18 protein-coding genes and 1 pseudogene are annotated in these 16,278 nt (G+C 57.7%); 9 read left to right on the top strand and 10 right to left on the bottom strand.

Annotated elements, in window-relative coordinates; translation table 11 throughout:
• Positions 1 to 13 precede the first annotated feature (13 nt).
• Both HA48_RS22810 and clcA read right to left on the bottom strand, forming a co-directional pair.
• On the bottom strand, positions 14 to 406 hold the full coding sequence (locus HA48_RS22810; RefSeq protein ID WP_279626740.1) for a heme-degrading domain-containing protein: 393 nt from the start codon (positions 404 to 406) through the stop codon (positions 14 to 16).
• Positions 407 to 458: 52 nt separating this feature from the next.
• Positions 459 to 1,883 carry a H(+)/Cl(-) exchange transporter ClcA gene (gene clcA / locus HA48_RS13425; RefSeq protein WP_128601765.1) on the bottom strand — a complete coding sequence of 475 codons (1,425 nt, stop codon included), beginning with the start codon at positions 1,881 to 1,883 and terminating at the stop codon, positions 459 to 461.
• A 277-nt stretch (positions 1,884 to 2,160) separates the two neighbouring features.
• On the opposite strand from clcA, the gene glsB reads away from it, so the two are divergent.
• From glsB to HA48_RS13410, 3 genes are all read left to right on the top strand, one after another.
• Positions 2,161 to 3,084: a glutaminase B gene (gene glsB / locus HA48_RS13420; protein ID WP_128601764.1), complete on the top strand. Its 924-nt coding sequence runs from the start codon at positions 2,161 to 2,163 to the stop codon at positions 3,082 to 3,084.
• A 257-nt stretch (positions 3,085 to 3,341) separates the two neighbouring features.
• Complete coding sequence (locus tag HA48_RS13415; RefSeq protein ID WP_128601763.1) at positions 3,342 to 3,746, top strand: DUF2946 domain-containing protein; 405 nt, start codon at positions 3,342 to 3,344, stop codon at positions 3,744 to 3,746.
• An 80-nt stretch (positions 3,747 to 3,826) separates the two neighbouring features.
• Positions 3,827 to 5,566 carry a DUF2534 family protein gene (locus tag HA48_RS13410; RefSeq protein WP_128601762.1) on the top strand — a complete coding sequence of 580 codons (1,740 nt, stop codon included), beginning with the start codon at positions 3,827 to 3,829 and terminating at the stop codon, positions 5,564 to 5,566.
• A 42-nt stretch (positions 5,567 to 5,608) separates the two neighbouring features.
• Here HA48_RS13410 and ahr read toward each other — a convergent pair whose 3' ends face one another.
• Both ahr and HA48_RS13400 read right to left on the bottom strand, forming a co-directional pair.
• The gene (ahr, locus tag HA48_RS13405; protein WP_128601761.1) at positions 5,609 to 6,625 is read right to left on the bottom strand and encodes an NADPH-dependent aldehyde reductase Ahr; all 1,017 of its coding nucleotides are present in this window, start codon (positions 6,623 to 6,625) and stop codon (positions 5,609 to 5,611) included.
• A gap of 123 nt (positions 6,626 to 6,748) precedes the next feature.
• The gene (locus tag HA48_RS13400; protein WP_128601760.1) at positions 6,749 to 7,018 is read right to left on the bottom strand and encodes a hypothetical protein; all 270 of its coding nucleotides are present in this window, start codon (positions 7,016 to 7,018) and stop codon (positions 6,749 to 6,751) included.
• 290 nt (positions 7,019 to 7,308) lie between these two features.
• Between HA48_RS13400 and HA48_RS13395 the strand changes: the two genes are divergently transcribed.
• Together HA48_RS13395 and HA48_RS13390 are read left to right on the top strand one after the other, a co-directional pair.
• Entirely contained in the window at positions 7,309 to 8,232 is a 924-nt protein-coding gene (locus HA48_RS13395; protein WP_128601759.1) for an extracellular solute-binding protein, read from the top strand.
• Positions 8,232 to 9,010 (top strand): annotated as a pseudogene (locus HA48_RS13390) (molybdate ABC transporter permease subunit). The gene HA48_RS13395 and the pseudogene HA48_RS13390 overlap by 1 nt, the downstream one beginning before the upstream one ends.
• A gap of 20 nt (positions 9,011 to 9,030) precedes the next feature.
• On the opposite strand, the gene HA48_RS13385 reads toward HA48_RS13390, so the two are convergent.
• Both HA48_RS13385 and HA48_RS13380 read right to left on the bottom strand, forming a co-directional pair.
• On the bottom strand, positions 9,031 to 9,423 hold the full coding sequence (locus tag HA48_RS13385; RefSeq protein ID WP_128601758.1) for a response regulator transcription factor: 393 nt from the start codon (positions 9,421 to 9,423) through the stop codon (positions 9,031 to 9,033).
• A gap of 316 nt (positions 9,424 to 9,739) precedes the next feature.
• Positions 9,740 to 10,636: a LysR substrate-binding domain-containing protein gene (locus HA48_RS13380; RefSeq protein WP_128601757.1), complete on the bottom strand. Its 897-nt coding sequence runs from the start codon at positions 10,634 to 10,636 to the stop codon at positions 9,740 to 9,742.
• A 105-nt stretch (positions 10,637 to 10,741) separates the two neighbouring features.
• On the opposite strand from HA48_RS13380, the gene HA48_RS13375 reads away from it, so the two are divergent.
• Positions 10,742 to 11,446, top strand: coding sequence for an SDR family oxidoreductase (locus HA48_RS13375; protein WP_128601756.1), 705 nt, complete (start codon positions 10,742 to 10,744; stop codon positions 11,444 to 11,446).
• Between the two features lie 209 nt (positions 11,447 to 11,655).
• Positions 11,656 to 11,787: a hypothetical protein gene (locus HA48_RS22805; RefSeq protein ID WP_279626739.1), complete on the top strand. Its 132-nt coding sequence runs from the start codon at positions 11,656 to 11,658 to the stop codon at positions 11,785 to 11,787.
• 245 nt (positions 11,788 to 12,032) lie between these two features.
• On the opposite strand, the gene corA is transcribed toward HA48_RS22805, so the two are convergent.
• The 3 genes from corA to HA48_RS13360 form a co-directional block, all read right to left on the bottom strand.
• Complete coding sequence (gene corA / locus HA48_RS13370; protein WP_128601785.1) at positions 12,033 to 13,001, bottom strand: magnesium/cobalt transporter CorA; 969 nt, start codon at positions 12,999 to 13,001, stop codon at positions 12,033 to 12,035.
• 61 nt (positions 13,002 to 13,062) lie between these two features.
• The gene (locus HA48_RS13365; RefSeq protein WP_128601755.1) at positions 13,063 to 13,383 is read right to left on the bottom strand and encodes an AzlD domain-containing protein; all 321 of its coding nucleotides are present in this window, start codon (positions 13,381 to 13,383) and stop codon (positions 13,063 to 13,065) included.
• Complete coding sequence (locus tag HA48_RS13360; RefSeq protein ID WP_128601784.1) at positions 13,373 to 14,047, bottom strand: AzlC family ABC transporter permease; 675 nt, start codon at positions 14,045 to 14,047, stop codon at positions 13,373 to 13,375. The genes HA48_RS13365 and HA48_RS13360 overlap by 11 nt, the downstream gene beginning before the upstream one ends.
• A 102-nt stretch (positions 14,048 to 14,149) precedes the next feature.
• Between HA48_RS13360 and HA48_RS13355 the strand changes: the two genes are divergently transcribed.
• Positions 14,150 to 14,698 (top strand): helix-turn-helix domain-containing protein, encoded by a 549-nt coding sequence (locus tag HA48_RS13355; RefSeq protein ID WP_128601754.1) that lies wholly within the window; start codon positions 14,150 to 14,152, stop codon positions 14,696 to 14,698.
• Between the two features lie 123 nt (positions 14,699 to 14,821).
• Positions 14,822 to 15,343 carry a GNAT family N-acetyltransferase gene (locus tag HA48_RS13350; RefSeq protein WP_128601753.1) on the top strand — a complete coding sequence of 174 codons (522 nt, stop codon included), beginning with the start codon at positions 14,822 to 14,824 and terminating at the stop codon, positions 15,341 to 15,343.
• Here HA48_RS13350 and HA48_RS13345 read toward each other — a convergent pair.
• Positions 15,340 to 16,278 (bottom strand): ATP-binding cassette domain-containing protein (locus HA48_RS13345; RefSeq protein WP_139807986.1); only part of this gene is annotated, 939 nt, incomplete at its 5' end. The genes HA48_RS13350 and HA48_RS13345 overlap by 4 nt on opposite strands.

Here is a 16,278-nt window from a genome sequence, read left to right as displayed (position 1 = left end):
AAACCGCTAATGCTCACGGCGCCGACAATGGTGCCTGCGGGCTGAGCAGCGGGAATGATCCGCCGTGATCGGTATACTCATCCTGACGAATATTGCGCTGCTGCGCCATACGCTCACCTTTCTGCTCATTCACTAACCCGACATACATGGACGAATGGCCGGTCAACAGTACGGTGTTCCGCTTACGTCGCATCCACTCAAGATTTTCCGGCACCGAGCCGGGTAACGCAGCCATAAACACGACCTGTCCAAACGCATACACTTCAATGGCAATCGGGGCGTTCATCGCTCGTCCGCGCTGCTGCAGGCTCTGACCCAGCTGCCATGCCGTGTCGAAATCGAACTGCGGTAAGCGGTGCTCAGCTTCTTGTTGCAGCAAGGTTTGCAGTGACGGTAAGGCCGGCATGATAAGATCCTCTCACAATGAAATTAATATTCCATTATTTATAGCATGAAATTTATTTTTCTTGCATGCCATCAACCTGTTTTGCCGGCGTGCTGCGTTCACGCAGCTGATCCCTGGCTAACGTGCGTGCCAGGATGGCTGAATAGAGCGGCTTGCCACCGAGGAACTGCGCGGCAAGCGTTGCGCCGAGACAGGTAATAATCATCGGCAGAATCAGCTGGTAGTTGTTGGTCATCTCCAGCACCAGCACGATACCGGTTAGCGGCGCCCGCACCGACGCTGCAAACAGTGCGCCCATCCCTGCCACCGCAAAGGTCGCTGCCTCTAACTGATAATCCGGAAACCAGTGAATGCAGAGCTGACCGAAGCAGGTGCCCAACAGCGTGCCCAGCGTCAGCATGGGCGCAAAGATGCCGCCCGGCGCGCCTGAAGAGAAACAGCAAAGGGTTACCAGCGTGCGTAGCGCGAACAGGCCAAACAGCGCGAGTGCGCTGTAGTGCCCAAGGGCAAAGCCCGGAATAAGGGTGATGCCGCCGGTAACGGCCTGCGGCATCAGCAGGCCCAGCACGCCGCACAGACCGGCCAGAAGGCTGCCCCACCACACCCATGCGCCGGTGCGTCCTTTATGTAAGCGCTGGAACCAATCCTGAGCGGTAAAGATCAGACGGTTAAACGCAACGCCGCAGCCGCCGAATAACATCCCCAGCAGCAGGTAGAGCCACAGAGTGTTGGTTGGGGCATCGCGCAGCTGTCCGATGTTGATTATCGCTTCGTTACCGTTACAGAGGCGAAACACAATGCTGGCGGCAATCACGCCGACGAATACCGCTTTCACGGAGATCAGGCTGTAGCGAAACTGCGGTCGCATCTCTTCGAGGATGAAAAGGATGCCTGCCAGCGGTGCGTTAAACGCCGCAGACAATCCCGCTGCCGCACCGGTGGCCAGCAGCGTGTGCCGCGATTCTGAATCGCGCACGCGAAACAGATCAAGACACATGCCGCCAATATTGCCGCCGATTTGCACCGTCGGGCCTTCACGGCCCAGCGCCATACCGGAACCCAGCGCGCCCATGCCGCCGATGAATTTTACCGGCAATACGCGCCACCAGCGCACCGGCCGCAACGCCTCCAGCGCCCCTTCGATCTCCGGAATTCCTGAACCGCCCGCTTCCGGCGCAAACCGGCGCACGAGAAAATAGCCGCAGCCGCCTGCCACGGCAGAGGCGAGAAAAGCCGCACAGATCATCAGGAGCGGAGAATGTTGCAGGCTCGCGATCCCGTCCAGGCGCATGTGCAGGATAAAATTGACTGCGCGATCAAAAGCAACGCCGACCAAACCGGTCAATATGCCCACCAGCGCGGCCAGCAGCAGTAACGCCAGCGGCGTTTTATCGCGGCGCAGCAGCTTTTGCAGCAGCATAAATCGCCCTGCCCGCATCGGCATACGGGTCTCCTGTGGGTTGTCTGTTACCGGCATTGCTATCCTCTGGCAGGGTACGGCGCTATTCGGCCTCTGAACATGGGGCTGACAGCATAGCGAAAAGCGGCGCAAGGGTAACTCAATCATTCGCAACAGAATTTTACGTTTGCCGCCAAACAGGGCGAAGCGTGGCGGCTCCGGGCCCCCCTGCACGGCAGCGGAGAAGCGCCTTATTCAACAGCCATGACACAAAATTGCTTGCTGCCAATTGACGCGCCGGGTGCAAATCACCATTATCCTGGCGTAAAACAATGACTCACACCGGAGCAAAAAGGTGTCGGAACTGAGTAATGCATTGCTGCAGGAAATTGTTGATGAAGTGCGCCCGTTAACGGCTCAGGGGAAGGTGGCGGATTACATCCCGGCGCTGGCGGATGTAGAGGCCGATCAGCTGGGCATCGCTATCTATACGCCCGATGGCGAGTGTTACCAGGCCGGTGACGCCGACACGCGCTTCTCAATTCAGTCCATCTCAAAAGTGCTGTCGCTCACCGTGGCGCTAACGCTGTATGAAGATGCTGAAATCTGGCAGCGCGTAGGCAAAGAGCCCTCCGGCCAGGCTTTTAACTCACTGGTGCAGCTGGAGCTGGAGCAGGGCAAACCGCGCAATCCGTTTATCAATGCCGGCGCGCTGGTAATGTGTGACCTGCTGGAGAGCCGCCTCACCGCGCCGCGCCAGCGTATGCTGGAGTTTGTGCGCCGTCTTTCCCGGCAGCCGGATATTCAGTATGACCGTGTGGTCGCCCGCTCGGAGTATGAGCACTCGGCGCGCAACGCTGCGATCGCCTGGCTAATGAAGTCGTTCGGCAACTTCCATAATGACGTCAGTAAAGTGATGGAGACCTACTTCCACTACTGCTCTCTGGCGATGAGCTGCACCGAGCTGGCGCGCACCTTCCTCTATCTGGCTAATCACGGCTGTAGCCAGAACGAAGAGTGGGCCGTGATCTCACCGCGTCAGGCGCGTCAGATCAATGCGCTTATGATGACCAGCGGTATGTATGATGGCGCAGGCGAGTTTGCCTGGCGCGTGGGTATGCCGGCTAAATCGGGCGTGGGCGGCGGCATTGTTGCTGTGATTCCCGGCCAGATGAGTATCGCGGTGTGGTCACCGGCACTGGATCACTCGGGTAACTCATTAGCCGGTACGGCGCTACTGGAGAAGCTCACCGAACGGCTGGGACGCTCTATTTTTTAAGCGGAATGAAGCCATCCGCTGCAACGAGTATGGCAACTCAGTTAACCCCCTGGTTTATTCCGTCCATGCAGGAGCCTGAAAAGAAAATGTTTTTACATTGTTCTTTTCAGGTTGCTCTCAAGTTAAAAAAGCCTGCACGAAGAGTGACGTTTTTCAAAAGGTGCGCATTTTTTCCCAATCCGGCTCAGTTTTTTTAACCCTGATGCGGCAATCGCGTTACACTTCGGCCTCATTTATTGAATGACTCAGTACCAGCCATGACGTTTTCACACCACCTTCGCCAGCGCCTCACTGCCTGCGTCGCCATTTTGGCGGTGCTGCTGCTGTTTGTCGCACCGATTGTGTCGAAGACGCTGATGGAGCGTCAGAACGCGTTGCAGGCCGCACCGCAACACGCAGGCATGATGATGCATCACCATGAGATGATGGATATGTCGATGCCTGGCATGGACCACCACATGATGGACAACGGGGAGTTCGCCTGCGGCTATTGTGATCTGCTGGTGCATGTGCCGCTAATGATGTGGGTGTTTGTCCCGTTCATCTGGCTGATGATGGTGATCTCCCGCGCCCCGCCGCTGCCGCCGCGGGTTGCACCGGTGATACGCCGCTACAGCGGCACCCATCGCCCGCGTGCACCCCCAATCGTTTTTTCCTGCTGAATGACTCTACTCCGGTGCAGTCAGCGTGCGTTTGACGCTGCGCTGCGCCACAACATTCTCTCATCGGAAGGAAGACGGCTTTGTCTGCTGCTCACTCTGCAGCACCGCGCGGCGCGGTGCTAAACCTGCTACGTCGCTTACATTTCTATATTGGTCTGTTCGTTGCCCCGTTTATCTTTGTGGCGGCGCTCAGCGGAACACTCTATGTCCTCACTCCGCAGCTGGAAAATCTGGTCTATGCGGATGCGCTCACCGTGCAGCCGCATGGCACCGCGCAGCCGTTATCGGCACAAATTACGGCCGCACGCGCTTATGCCGGCGATAAGCAACACATCTATGCGGTGCGACCGGCCCCGGGCGCGACCGATACTACGCGTGTGCAGTTTAGCGATGGCGCGCTCGGTGCGTCGCAGTCGCGCGCAGTATTTATCGATCCCTACAGTCTGGCCGTCAAAGGTGACATGACGGTCTACGGTACCAGCGGCGTGCTGCCACTGCGTACCACGCTTGATCTGCTGCACAGCAGCCTGTTACTGGGCGATCCCGGCCGTAACTACAGCGAACTGGCAGCCAGCTGGCTCTGGGTCGCGGCGCTTGGCGGCGTATTACTGTGGCTTGGCACGCGACCAAAGCGCCAGCGCAAACCGGTGCGTAGCGGCTTTGCCTTTAGCCGTCACTGGCACATCACGCTCGGGCTGGTCCTGCTGACCGGCTTGCTGTTCTTCTCCGTCACCGGGCTGACCTGGTCGCAGTGGGCCGGCGCGAATATCGATAAGATGCGTACCGAGCTGAACTGGCTGACGCCGCAGGTCAATACGTCACTCGACGGCGATGCACCCGCCGCGCCCGCCGATCCGCACGCCGACCACCACAGCATGCCCGGGATGGATATGTCCGGCATGTCGATGTCAGCCATGACCCAACCCGCAGCGCAGGCGCCCAAAGCGGTAACAGCTAACGCCGCCGATGGTGACTGGGATCGCGTGCTTAATGTCGCGCGCGAGAACGGCATTGATGCCACCAAACTGGAGCTTCGCCAGCCAAAGCGCGACGGACAAGCCTGGACGGTAACGGAGATCGATCGCAGCTGGCCCACCCAGGTCGATGCGGTATCCATCAATCCGCAGAGCTTCGCTGTTGTTGATCACGTCTGGTTTGACCGCTTCCCGCTGGTGGCAAAATTGACGCGCTGGGGCGTAGATGCGCACATGGGCGTGCTGTTTGGCGTTGCGAATCAGCTGCTGCTGGCGCTGTTTGGCCTCGGCTTATGCGGCATGATTGTGCTGGGTTATCGCATGTGGTGGATCCGTCGTCCGAAAGGCGTGGAAGCGAGCCCGGCGCAGACCCTTACCGCTGGCTGGCTGGCGCTGCCGCTTTACGCTAAGGGCGTGTGCCTGGCGCTGGCGGTGGCGCTGGGTTATGCGCTGCCGGTGATGGGCATCAGCCTGCTGGCCTTTGTGCTGGTGGATATCCTGCGCTGGCGTAGACAGCAGCGCGCGCCGATGAGTGAAGCAGAGATCCTCGCCGCGCAGCAGTCGCCGCTTGGTATTATTCGCGCACGCTTTACGGTAAAGCGTAAAGAGATGCGCTATTTCCTGCGCGGATTGTTTGTACTGGCGCTGGTGGTGGGCACCGTCATGAGCAATGCGATTATTGGCGGGGTGATTGATCAGTATGGTATTCCGTTTAGCCACTGGTCGCTGACCATGTATCTGACTCAGGGCTTCATGATCGCGCTTTATACCATGGTGTTTACCGGTCTGATGTCGATCCCGCTGTGGTACTTCTTCCTCGGCGAGAAGGATGATTCGCGTGGCTAAAGCACGTAATGCAGGCGGCCCGGACGGGCCGCCTTCTGGCGATTAGAAATCCGCTTTCAGTACGACACGGTAATTAGCTTTACCGGCGCGTACATGCTCCAGCGCATCGTTGATTTTAGACATGGGGAACTCTTCCACCTGCGGGGCGATATCCGCACGTGAAGCCAGCTTCATCAATGTGCGCAGCTGACCCGGCGAACCGGTTGATGAACCGGTGACCGCGCGGTCGCCCATAATCAGGCTAAAGGCCGGCACCTCAAAGGGCTTCATGACCGCACCCACGGTGTGGAATTTGCCGTGCGGCGCCAGCGCCTGGAAGTACGGCTGCCAGTCGAGATCCACCGCCACGGTGCTGATGATCAGATCAAACTGTCCGGCCAGCGCGGTTAGCGCCTGCGGATCGCGGCTGTTAACCACGCGGTCTGCACCCATTGCTTTGATCGATTCGGTTTTGCCGGCGCTGGAGCTAAAAGCAGTGACCTCCGCGCCCATCGCACGCAGCAGTTTAATTGCCATATGGCCCAAACCGCCGATCCCAATCACGCCTACGCGGCTGGTGGCGGTAACGTGATGCATCAGCAGCGGCTTGAACACGGTAATGCCGCCGCACAGCAGCGGACCGGCAGAGGTGATATCCATCGCTTCCGGCAGCGGAATCACCCATTGCCAGTCAGCACGCAGATGGCTGGCAAAACCGCCTTTGTTCATGATGGTCGGCACTGAGCCGTTTTCGCAGTTAACCTGCTCACCGTTGATACAGGCGTTACAGTGCTGACAACTTTTCGCCGTCCAGCCAATCCCGACGCGCTGACCGACTTTCAAACCCTTATCCTGCGCCGCGTCACCCAGCGCGCTGATGCGACCAATGACTTCATGGCCGGCAATCACCGGGAAGGAGGAGATGCCCCACTCATTATCAATCATGGAGAGATCGGAGTGGCACACACCGCAGTAATCGACCTCAACCAGCACCTCTTCAGCGGCCAGCGGACCGGTTTCATACTCGTACGGTACCAGGGCTTCACCCGCATTCATGGCGGCATAACTTTTGATTTTCATTACTGTCCTCTGTATCAGCGTTTTTAACATGGGAAGTCTAGCAGAGCGTATTGTCAGATTATGACGAAAAATCAGGCGATTAGTTTTTAAATCGACGTGGTGGCAGCGGAAAAGCATGCAACGTTAAAGCGGATCGTGACTTAACGGACTACGAAAAGCGTGGCGGGCAGCATCAATCAGCTGGCCGGCGGTTACCGTAGGGGGTAAGCGCATCAGTATTTTGCTGGCCTGCCAGTAGCACAGCACCATCTCCTCATTGGTCTCGTTTTCAGCCATCTCCTTTAGCCGCCTGCGCAGGCTTAATACGTCCAGCGTTTGCTGTTCATCGACCATCTCAGCGATGGTTTGATTGATAACCTGATGGATGATTTTCCAGGAAAGATCGGCAAACACGGTCAACCTCATGGCTTAATCGTTGGCTCCGGGTAAACGCATCAAAGGTACGCATCAGGCGCATCAATATGAGCGAAACAGGATAACTATAGCCGCTTATTTTCTGAGCAAAGGCCGGATTCCCTGACTTTGTTGTAGCCTGCGGATCTGTAAAAAGTTTTTTCTCTCTCCGAATTTATACGCCGATTGTGCCCGGCGCGGGGCTGCAGGATTTCGCAACAGATTTCTGCTTGCACCCTCACTGATAATTTCGATAATCGCTATCTACTTAAATATATAGCGAGAAAGGAATGCACAATAAATATTTCACGGCACTGCTGCTGACTGCCGCAGCTGGCGCGTGCCTGAATGTTCAGGCTGCTACCGATATTCGGGTGACGTATGCGGGTTCCATGGGCAAAGTGATGGATCGGGCGTTAGGTCCGGCCTTTGCACAAAAAACCGGGGGAAACTATGAGGGCCAGGGCCAGGGCGCCTACGGTATGGCGCGCTTACTGGCAAGCAAAAAGGTCACGGCAGATGTCTTTGTCTCAATCACGCCAGGCCCCATGCAGATTCTGAAGGATGCCGGGCTGATCGACAGTGCGCGGCCGGTCGCCAGCACCAGCATGGTGATTGCCTACAGTCCGAAAGGGAAATTTGCTCAACAATTCGCGCAGGTCCACGGCAGTGACGCCAGCTGGTTAAAGGTGCTGGCAACGCCGGGAGTGATGTTTGGACGTACCGATCCGGTCAATGATCCCAAAGGTCAAAACATTATCTTCACGCTGCTGCTGGCTGAAAAATATTATCACCAGCCCGGCATCGCCGATAAAATCCTTGGCGGCTATCAGAACCCGACGCAAACCCATCTGGAAGGCGGATTGCTGGCGCGACTGGAGAGCGGTCAGGTGGATGCTGCGGCTGGTTACGAAAGCGAAGTTATCTCTGCCCATCTGCCGTATGTGACACTGCCTGATGCCATCAATCTGAGCAATCCGGCCATGGCACAGCAGTGGTACAACACCGTGAGCTTTAGCGTTAAGGACAGCGCGGGCAAAGATAAAGTGCTGCATACCCAGCCGCTGGTCTACTATGCGGCAGTGCTGAAAAATGCACCGCACGGGGCAGCGGCAGGTGAAGCCTTTGTCGACTTTATGCTCAGCCAGCCGGGCCAGGCGCTGCTGAAGCAAAATGGTTACGCCGCACCGAAAGGCGATGCCCTTTACCCGTGATGAACAATCGTCATGCCACAGCATTGTGGCTATCACTCCCTGCCCTGCTGCTGCTGGCCGTGCCGTTTATCACGCTGATTGGCGTCACGCACTGGCAGCATCTGCGGCTGGCCTGGGGCGATGGCAGCGCGATCGTCACCTCCCTCAGCCTGGGCGCTATCGCGCTGCTGCTGATTTTTATTAGCGGTTTACCGGTCGCCTGGTGGCTATCGCAGGCGCGGGGCCGCCTGCGCCTGCTGGTCGAACTGCTGGTGTTAATTCCGTTATTAACGCCGCCGCTGGCTATGGGGATTTTACTGGTCAGCGCTTATGGGCCCTATAGTGTGCCGGGTGAGCTGCTGGGGAGATTTGGCTGGACGCTGGTCAACAATCCTGCCGCGTTTGTACTGGCACAGTGGTATGGCGCACTGCCCTATTTATTACCAGCGCGCGCTCCGCGTTCGCGGCGGTACCAAAGGAGATTCTGGAAGCCGGACGCACGCTGGGCGCCGCACCGTGGCAGCGTTTCTGGCACCTGTCGATGCCGCTGGCGGCGCCCGGGCTGGCTTCCGCAACGGCGCTGGCCTGGGTACGGGCAATGGGTGAGTTTGGTATTGTGATGATTTTTGCCTATTTTCCGCAGGGCATGCCGGTGCAGCTCTACAATAATCTGCAAAATGATGGTGTTGATGCTGTCTATGTCCTGCTGTGGCTTCTGCTGCTGTTTACGCTGCCGGTGCCGCTCTTGTGTTTTGCGGCGTCACAACGCGCGCACAACAACCGGTTATCAATCACCTGACGCGCCACAGTTAGCGCCTGTCAGGCACGCCGGGCGCGCAGCTCGCTTTCGTTCATCGCCTGAAAGACAGCTTGCAGCAGCGGCTCGATATCCAGCGGCTTGATGAAAAATGCAAAGGCGCTGTGGCTAAAGGCGTGCCGACAGGCTTCAATACTGGCGTGATCGGTCATGATAATCACCGGCAGCAGCGGATGGCGTCTGGTCTCGTCGTTCAGCCAGCTTAGCCCGCCGATAGCCGGTGTGCGGACATCCAGCAGCAGGCAGCCACGCAGCGGGGCCTGCTGGTCTGAGGCGGCATCTAACGCTGCCACATCAGCGAAGTCGGCCACGTCGTAATCCACCGTTTTCAGCAAAAAACCCAGCGACTCCCGTACAGACAAATCATCATCCACCAGCCAAACTTTTGCGTTCATTCCATTACTCCGCGAGTTGGAAAATTAAAGAGAACCTGACCCGCTAAAACCTCTTCATCCATGGTCGGCCTGTCTGGCGCACCGTTTTCCATCTCTGAGGCAGTGCAAAAATCGCGCTCATGGTAAGGCGATCGCTATGTCAATGACTTAAGTCAAACAGGTCGCGTGGCAACGTTGTAACCCGCACCCAACGGGCTTTCAATGTTTTTTGCTTATTTGTCAGTGAATTCAGACACGTACCAGGGAAGCAACCAGATAAAACCGCTGGCATCAGGACCAATTATAAGTGTAAAAATCTACCCAAGCGGTGCAGTTGCTATATATCCTGATTTACCTGATCGATCAGCCACTGACGCACTGCTGCAACCGGTGCCTGCCTGCGCGGATGCTGTGGCGCAACCAGATACCAGCCCGCATCAACTGTCATCACACGGGAAAATGCTGGCACTAACCGGCCGCTGGCGAGATCGTTTTGGACAAAATGCGGGCTGGTCAGCGCGATACCCTGACCGCTGATTGCCGCCTCCAGCGCCAGGGCCGTTTGGTTAAAACGCAGATGGTGCTGATGCTGCAACGACTTTTGTGGGAACATAAACGCCAGAAAAGCTGGCCACAAATGGTGTCCGTCATGCAGTAACGGGTAGCGCTGACAATGTTCGTCCTGTTGCGGATCGCCCAGCTGTGCCAGTAAAGCGGGGCTCGCCACTGCCAGCACCTGCTGGCTAAACAGTAGCGTTACCTCCACGCCGCTGCCAAACGGCGGACGGCCATAGCGTACGGCCAGATCGACACCTTCATGATGAAAGCGGACCAGCCGCTCGGAGGCCAGCACCCGCAGATCGATATCCGGCCAGGCGGCAGTAAAAGCGGGCAGGCGCGGCAACATCCAGCGGCTGGCAAAGGTTGGCGTCACGCTCAGGGTTAAATGGTTTGGCTCCGGCTTTAGCGTACGGGTTGCCTCATCAATGAGCTCAAACGCCTGACGAATGCTTACCGCATAACCTGCACCGGCGCTGGTCAACGTCAGCGTACGCGGCAAACGCTCAAACAGCTTCATCCCCAGGCTGGCCTCCAGCCCGCGAATGTGCTGTGCCACCGCGCCCTGCGTTACCCCCAGCTCTTCGGCGGCGAGACGGAAGTTCAGGTGCCGCGTAACAACCTCAAACACCCGCAGGGCATTGAGCGAAGGAAGCTCGTTAAATCCTGGCTGCATCCTGTAGTTTTCCTATTGTCAATTGGCAGAGTTACTGACTCTCAGCAGAACAGAGTAGCCATTATACTGGGTAGTCTTACTAATGCTTATCCGGAGGCAGGCAAAATGACAGTAGAAAAAGTGGCAATTATTGTAGCGGGCGGCAGTGGCATGGGCGCAGCGGCGGCTGAAAAGCTGGCCAGTGAGGGTATCAGGGTGGCGATCCTCTCCTCGTCCGGTAAAGGCGAAGCGCTTGCTCAGCGCCTGGGCGGATTAGGCGTAACCGGTTCAAACCAGTCAACAGCCGATCTGCAAAAGCTGGTTGATGCTACCCTGGCACGCTGGGGCCGGATCGATATTCTGGTCAACAGCGCCGGGCATGGACCGCGCGCGCCGATTCTGGAGATCAGTGATGAAGAGTGGCAACGTGGCATGGAGACCTATTTCCTGAATGTGGTGCGCGCCACACGTTTGGTTACGCCGGTTATGCAAAAACAGGGCGGCGGCAGCATCATCAATATCTCTTCGGCCTGGACGTTTGAGCCGACAGATATGTTCCCTACGTCGGCCGTATTCCGTGCCGGTCTGGCATCCTTTACCAAAATCTTTGCTGATACCTATGCGGCCGATAATATTCGCATCAATAATGTGCTGCCGGGCTGGATTGATAGCCTGCCGGAAGCCAATGAACGCCGTGAGAGCGTGCCGCTGAAGCGCTACGGCACAGCAGAAGAGGTGGCTGCGACCGTTGCCTTCCTGGCGTCTCCCGGTGCGGCTTACATTACCGCGCAGAATATTCGCGTGGATGGCGGCGTCACGCGCAGCGTGTGAGCTGCGACTTTTCCTGCCAGCATGCCGCGTCTGGAAGGTGTACCAGACGTGGCATTAACACGTAACAGCATCCATTCACTCTCTGTGATTTCAAGACCAGTCTTGTCGTGAACCCGCTCGCTCACCATTCAGAATATTCTCACCCGGCGCTACTCTGGCCGGTTGTTCGCTTATTACTTTCGCTGTCTGTTTTCTGAATTGAGGTCGCTATGCATTCGATTTTACGTGTACGTCTGGAGGCGCTGATTAACCTGGAGCGCCATCTTATCTGGCGCAGAGTGCTGACGGGTTGTACGCTTTTCTGGATCGTCGTGGTGGTTGGCGTGATGGGCATTCGCTAATAATTTTCCGGAGCCAACATGGTCGCGCTGTTATCCTTTTCCCGCCAGCTTCTTTATCGCATGGCACTGGCCGGTGCAGTACTGTTCTGGATAGCCGTTGTCATCGCGGTTATCGCAGCGCCATAATCCATCGTCTGCGCGTGGCGAAAGAGTTATGAATCTGAGCGGCTTCAGCCTGACGCCCGGCGGCTTCCGGCAGTGAAATCCCTGGCGATTTCAGGCTGAAATAACCCACTTCTGTTGCGTTAAAGCCACCTGGCTTTTTTCAGGCGCCACCACATCACGCAGCAGATGATTAGCGTTGTTGCTACCACCGCCGGGTAGCCAAAATGGGTGTGCAGCTCCGGCATATCCGGGAAGTTCATGCCGTACATGCTGAAGATAATGGTCGGCACGATCAGGATAGCGCCCCAGCCCGCCAGCTTTTTATTCACTTCGCTCTGCTGCACCGACACCAGCGCCAGGTTTACCTGCATAGCACTGGCAAGCGTTTCACGCATATCTTCGGCATCAATCATCACATGGTGCGCGTGGTCCTGCACATCTCGCAGATAGGCGCGCAGATTTTTAGGGATGATATCCTCGTGGAAGCGCACCAGCTGCGGACAGATCTCCGTTACCGGCATCGCCGCATTGCGCAGTGACAATAGCTCGCGCCGTAAGTGATAGACCTTCTCCAGCGTATTATTGTCAAAACGCGTGGAGAACATGCCATCCTCCAGATCGCCGATCCGTTCGCTGAGTGAGGCGGTGATCTTGCTGTAGTTATCCACGATAAAATCGAGAATGGAGTAAAGCGCGTAGCCCGGCCCCTGGCACAGCATGGCGTGATTTTTTTCCGCTTTGGCGCGAATCTCTTTATACCCTTCCGTTGAACCGTGGCGGACGGTAATCAGGAAGTTTTTACCCAGGAAGAAGTGCGTCTCACCAAAGCTGATACGCTGGTTATCCTCAAGATGCGCGCTTTTAACCACGATAAATACGGAATCACCGTACTGTTCGATCTTGGGCCGCTGGTGCGCGACCAGCGCATCTTCGATCGCCAGCTCATGGAGTCCGAACTCCTCCTGCAGCGTCTGCATGAAAGCCGGATCGGGCTGATATAAACCGAGCCAGACAAAGGCACTCTCCTCTTTCAGGACGTCAGAGATCTCGGCTACATTGACATGCTCTTCACGCTCACCGTGACGATACACCACGCAGTTAATCACCATTTTCGCGTGCTCCTTGTTGTTATCGCTTTCCATAATCATAGCCTTAATGTCTGGCGCCTCATCAGGGTACGCCGAAATAGCGCAGTAGCGCCGTCATGATTGCCGCGCCGATGATAACAAAAATCAACGGGGCGCGTCGCCATGCCAGGAAGACGGCAAACAGTACGCCGGCCACGCGCGCTACGCCGGCAAAATGCGTGCCCTCAAACAGCGCGGTGGTGACCGCAACCGCCAGCAGCAAAACCGTTGCCGCATCGGAAAGCATATTACGCGCACGCTCGGACATAGGCATACGGCTGCCGAGGCGATAGCCGGCAAAGCGGATGGCATAAGTGCCCACGGCCAGCAGCGCAATGCCGGCGATCACTAAACTATTTTGCATTTTTGCGCTCCCGCCAGCTCAGTAAACCGAGTAAAGAGAACAGTACCGGCATACCCGCCGGGACAAACGGCGTAGCGATAACCGACAGCACTGCGCCGCAGGCGGCGGGAATGCGCGTCCGGCGCTGGCGCAGCGCGGGAAAGATCAGGGCAATCAGGATGGCCGGGAAAACCGCGTCCAGCCCGATAGCCGCGACATCCGGAATAAAGCGGCCAATCAGCGCCCCGCCAATCACGGTGAGCGGCCAGATGGCGAATATGCCCAACCCGCAGATCCAGTAAGCCGCGCGTCGCTGCGCCAGCTTCGGCTGCGAGATGCCAAAAACTACGCTCTCATCATTCATAATGTGGCAGCCAAGCAGACTACGACTGCCCTGCCCGACCAGATCTTTAACCGCAATGCCAAACGGCAGATGGCGCGCATTAACCAGCAAACCGGCAGCAGCAGCGGTGAGCGGGCTGCCGCCGCCCGCGACGATACCAATAAAGAGAAATTCTGACGCGCCGGCCAGCACTAACGTGGAGAGCGCAATCGGCACCCACAGCGGGAAGCCATCGGCAGCCGCCAGCGAGCCGTAAGAGAGGCCGACGATACCGTCCGCCAGACAGACGAGGAAAATCGCTTTCAATACGCCGCGATCAAGCGGTATTGCACCCAGACGCATCACAATTTAATCTCATACCGAACAATTTAGACGGTATAATGAACGCACTACACACGTTTTTCAAGATGAACAAAATGTTCGATATAAAGAACAGGAGCTGCTTTGACGCCGCCGATTGACATTATTGCCGCTGGCCTGGTACGCGAACGCCAGCGCGCGGGGCTCTCTTTAACCGAAGTCGCGCGCCGCGCGGGCATCGCTAAATCAACGCTCTCGCAACTGGAGGCCGGGAACGGTAATCCCAGCCTGGAGACGTTATGGTCACTCTGTGTTGCGCTGAATATCCCTTTTGCGCGCCTGATGGAGCCGGAAGTGAAACGCCTGCAGGTGATCCGCCGGGGTGAAGGCATGGTGATCGCCGCAGAACTGGCCGATTACCAGGCTGCACTGTTAGCCAGCTGTCCGCCGGGCGGGCGACGCGATCTCTATCTGATCACCAGCCAGCCGGGGGCGCCGCGTGCATCTAAGCCGCATCCGCCGGGATCGGTCGAGCACATCATTATTGCCCGTGGCCGCGCCCGCGTGGGGCCCACCGATGCGCCGGTAGAACTGTACCCTGGCGACTACATTTGCTACCCGGCGGATGAACCGCACGTGTTTGAAGCGCTGGAAGCCGATACCATGGCGGTACAGCTCTCCGAGCAGAACTGACAGCGTCTGCCCTGCGCGCTGTCTCATGCCGCTATCATCACAATTTCCTATGTTTAAAGCCGGTGCCGGCCAGCCGGCGCGGTGGCATGCTGGTAATCTTTTAAGGCCAACTATCAGAAACCTATGGACATCACTCCTGCCCGGCCGCATCACGCGGCGGCGATTCAGACCATCTATGCCTGGCATGTGCTGCATGGCACGGCAACCTTTGAAACCGATCCTCCGGCTGAGGATGAGATGCGCCGGCGTATTGCGGATGTGCAGCAGCGCGGCGGTTTCTGGCTGGTGGCGCAGGAGGATCAGCAGGTGCTGGGCTACTGTTACCTGGCGCCTTATCGCCCCCGTTATGCCTACCGTTTTACCCTGGAGGATTCGATCTATCTCGATCCTGAGCAAACCGGCCGCGGCATAGGCAAGGCGCTGTTGCAAAAAGCCATTGCGCTGGCAGAAGCGGCAGGATTCCGGCAGATCATTGCGATTGTGGGTGACAGCGCGAATCAGGGATCGCTGGGATTACACCGGGCACTCGGATTTGAGCACACCGGCGTAATGAAGTCAGTGGGATTCAAACATGGGCGCTGGCTCGATACCGTCGTTATGCAGCGATCGCTTGGTGTTGGTGATAGCCAGCCGCCCGCACGTTAAGCCGCATCCATCGCAATCACCCGGTGCGCGCTTTTCTCCAGCAGATCGCGATCGTGGCTCACCAGCAAAACACCGCACTGCTGCTCGCGTGCCAGCGCGGTAATCAGCTGCAGCGTTTGCTGCTGCACCAGCGGATCAAGACGCGAAGTGGGCTCATCGGCGAACAGAAATACCGGTTGCAGCAGCATCACGCGTAACAGCGAGAAGCGCTGCAGCTCACCGCCGGAGAGCGCATCCGGCCGGCGCGTCAGCAACGATGGGCTGAGCGCCAGCTGTTCCATCAGGCTGTCGCGCCGCTGTACGGCTACATGATGACGGCGCAGCACATCATTAATACTCTGCTCCAGCGTGCGCAGTGGCGGAAACAGCGCGGAGGGATCCTGATAGATTTTCTGATACTTCAGCGCGTCGGCCGCCCGGTGTCGCGTTACACTGCCTTGCTGCGGCTCAAGTAAGCCCAGCAGCACATCGCCAAAACTGCTCTTGCCGCTGCCGCTTGCGCCATGCAACCCGACGATCTCGCCAGCGTGCAGGGTAAACTGCGCCGGCACGCCGAGCGGTTTCCCGCCACGCACTAACTTAATCCCCTGCGCACTGATCACCGGATGCGACTGCAGGGTTGTTGCCTGACGTGCCGGCCACGCTGAGGGATCGGCTGCCAGCAGCTCCCGCGTGTAGCTGCGCTGAGGGTGCTGCAGTACCTGCTGCGCCCCGCCCTGCTCAATCACCCTGCCTTTGTGCATTACCACCACATCCCCGCCCAACTGGCGTGCCAGCGCAATGTCGTGGGTAATGGTCAGTAACATGCCGCCTTCTGCCACTTCGCGTTGCAGGAGCTGGCTGACCTCATCGCGGCGCGCGACATCAAGCCCCTTCGTGGGCTCGTCGGCGATCAGAATTTCCGCGCCGCCGGCACGCGCAGCGGTAAACGCGGC

Source organism: Pantoea wallisii, from assembly GCF_002095485.1.
In the GTDB taxonomy this organism is placed as follows: Bacteria; Pseudomonadota; Gammaproteobacteria; order Enterobacterales; family Enterobacteriaceae; genus Pantoea; species Pantoea wallisii.
This window is presented reverse-complemented; position numbering and strand designations above follow the sequence as displayed.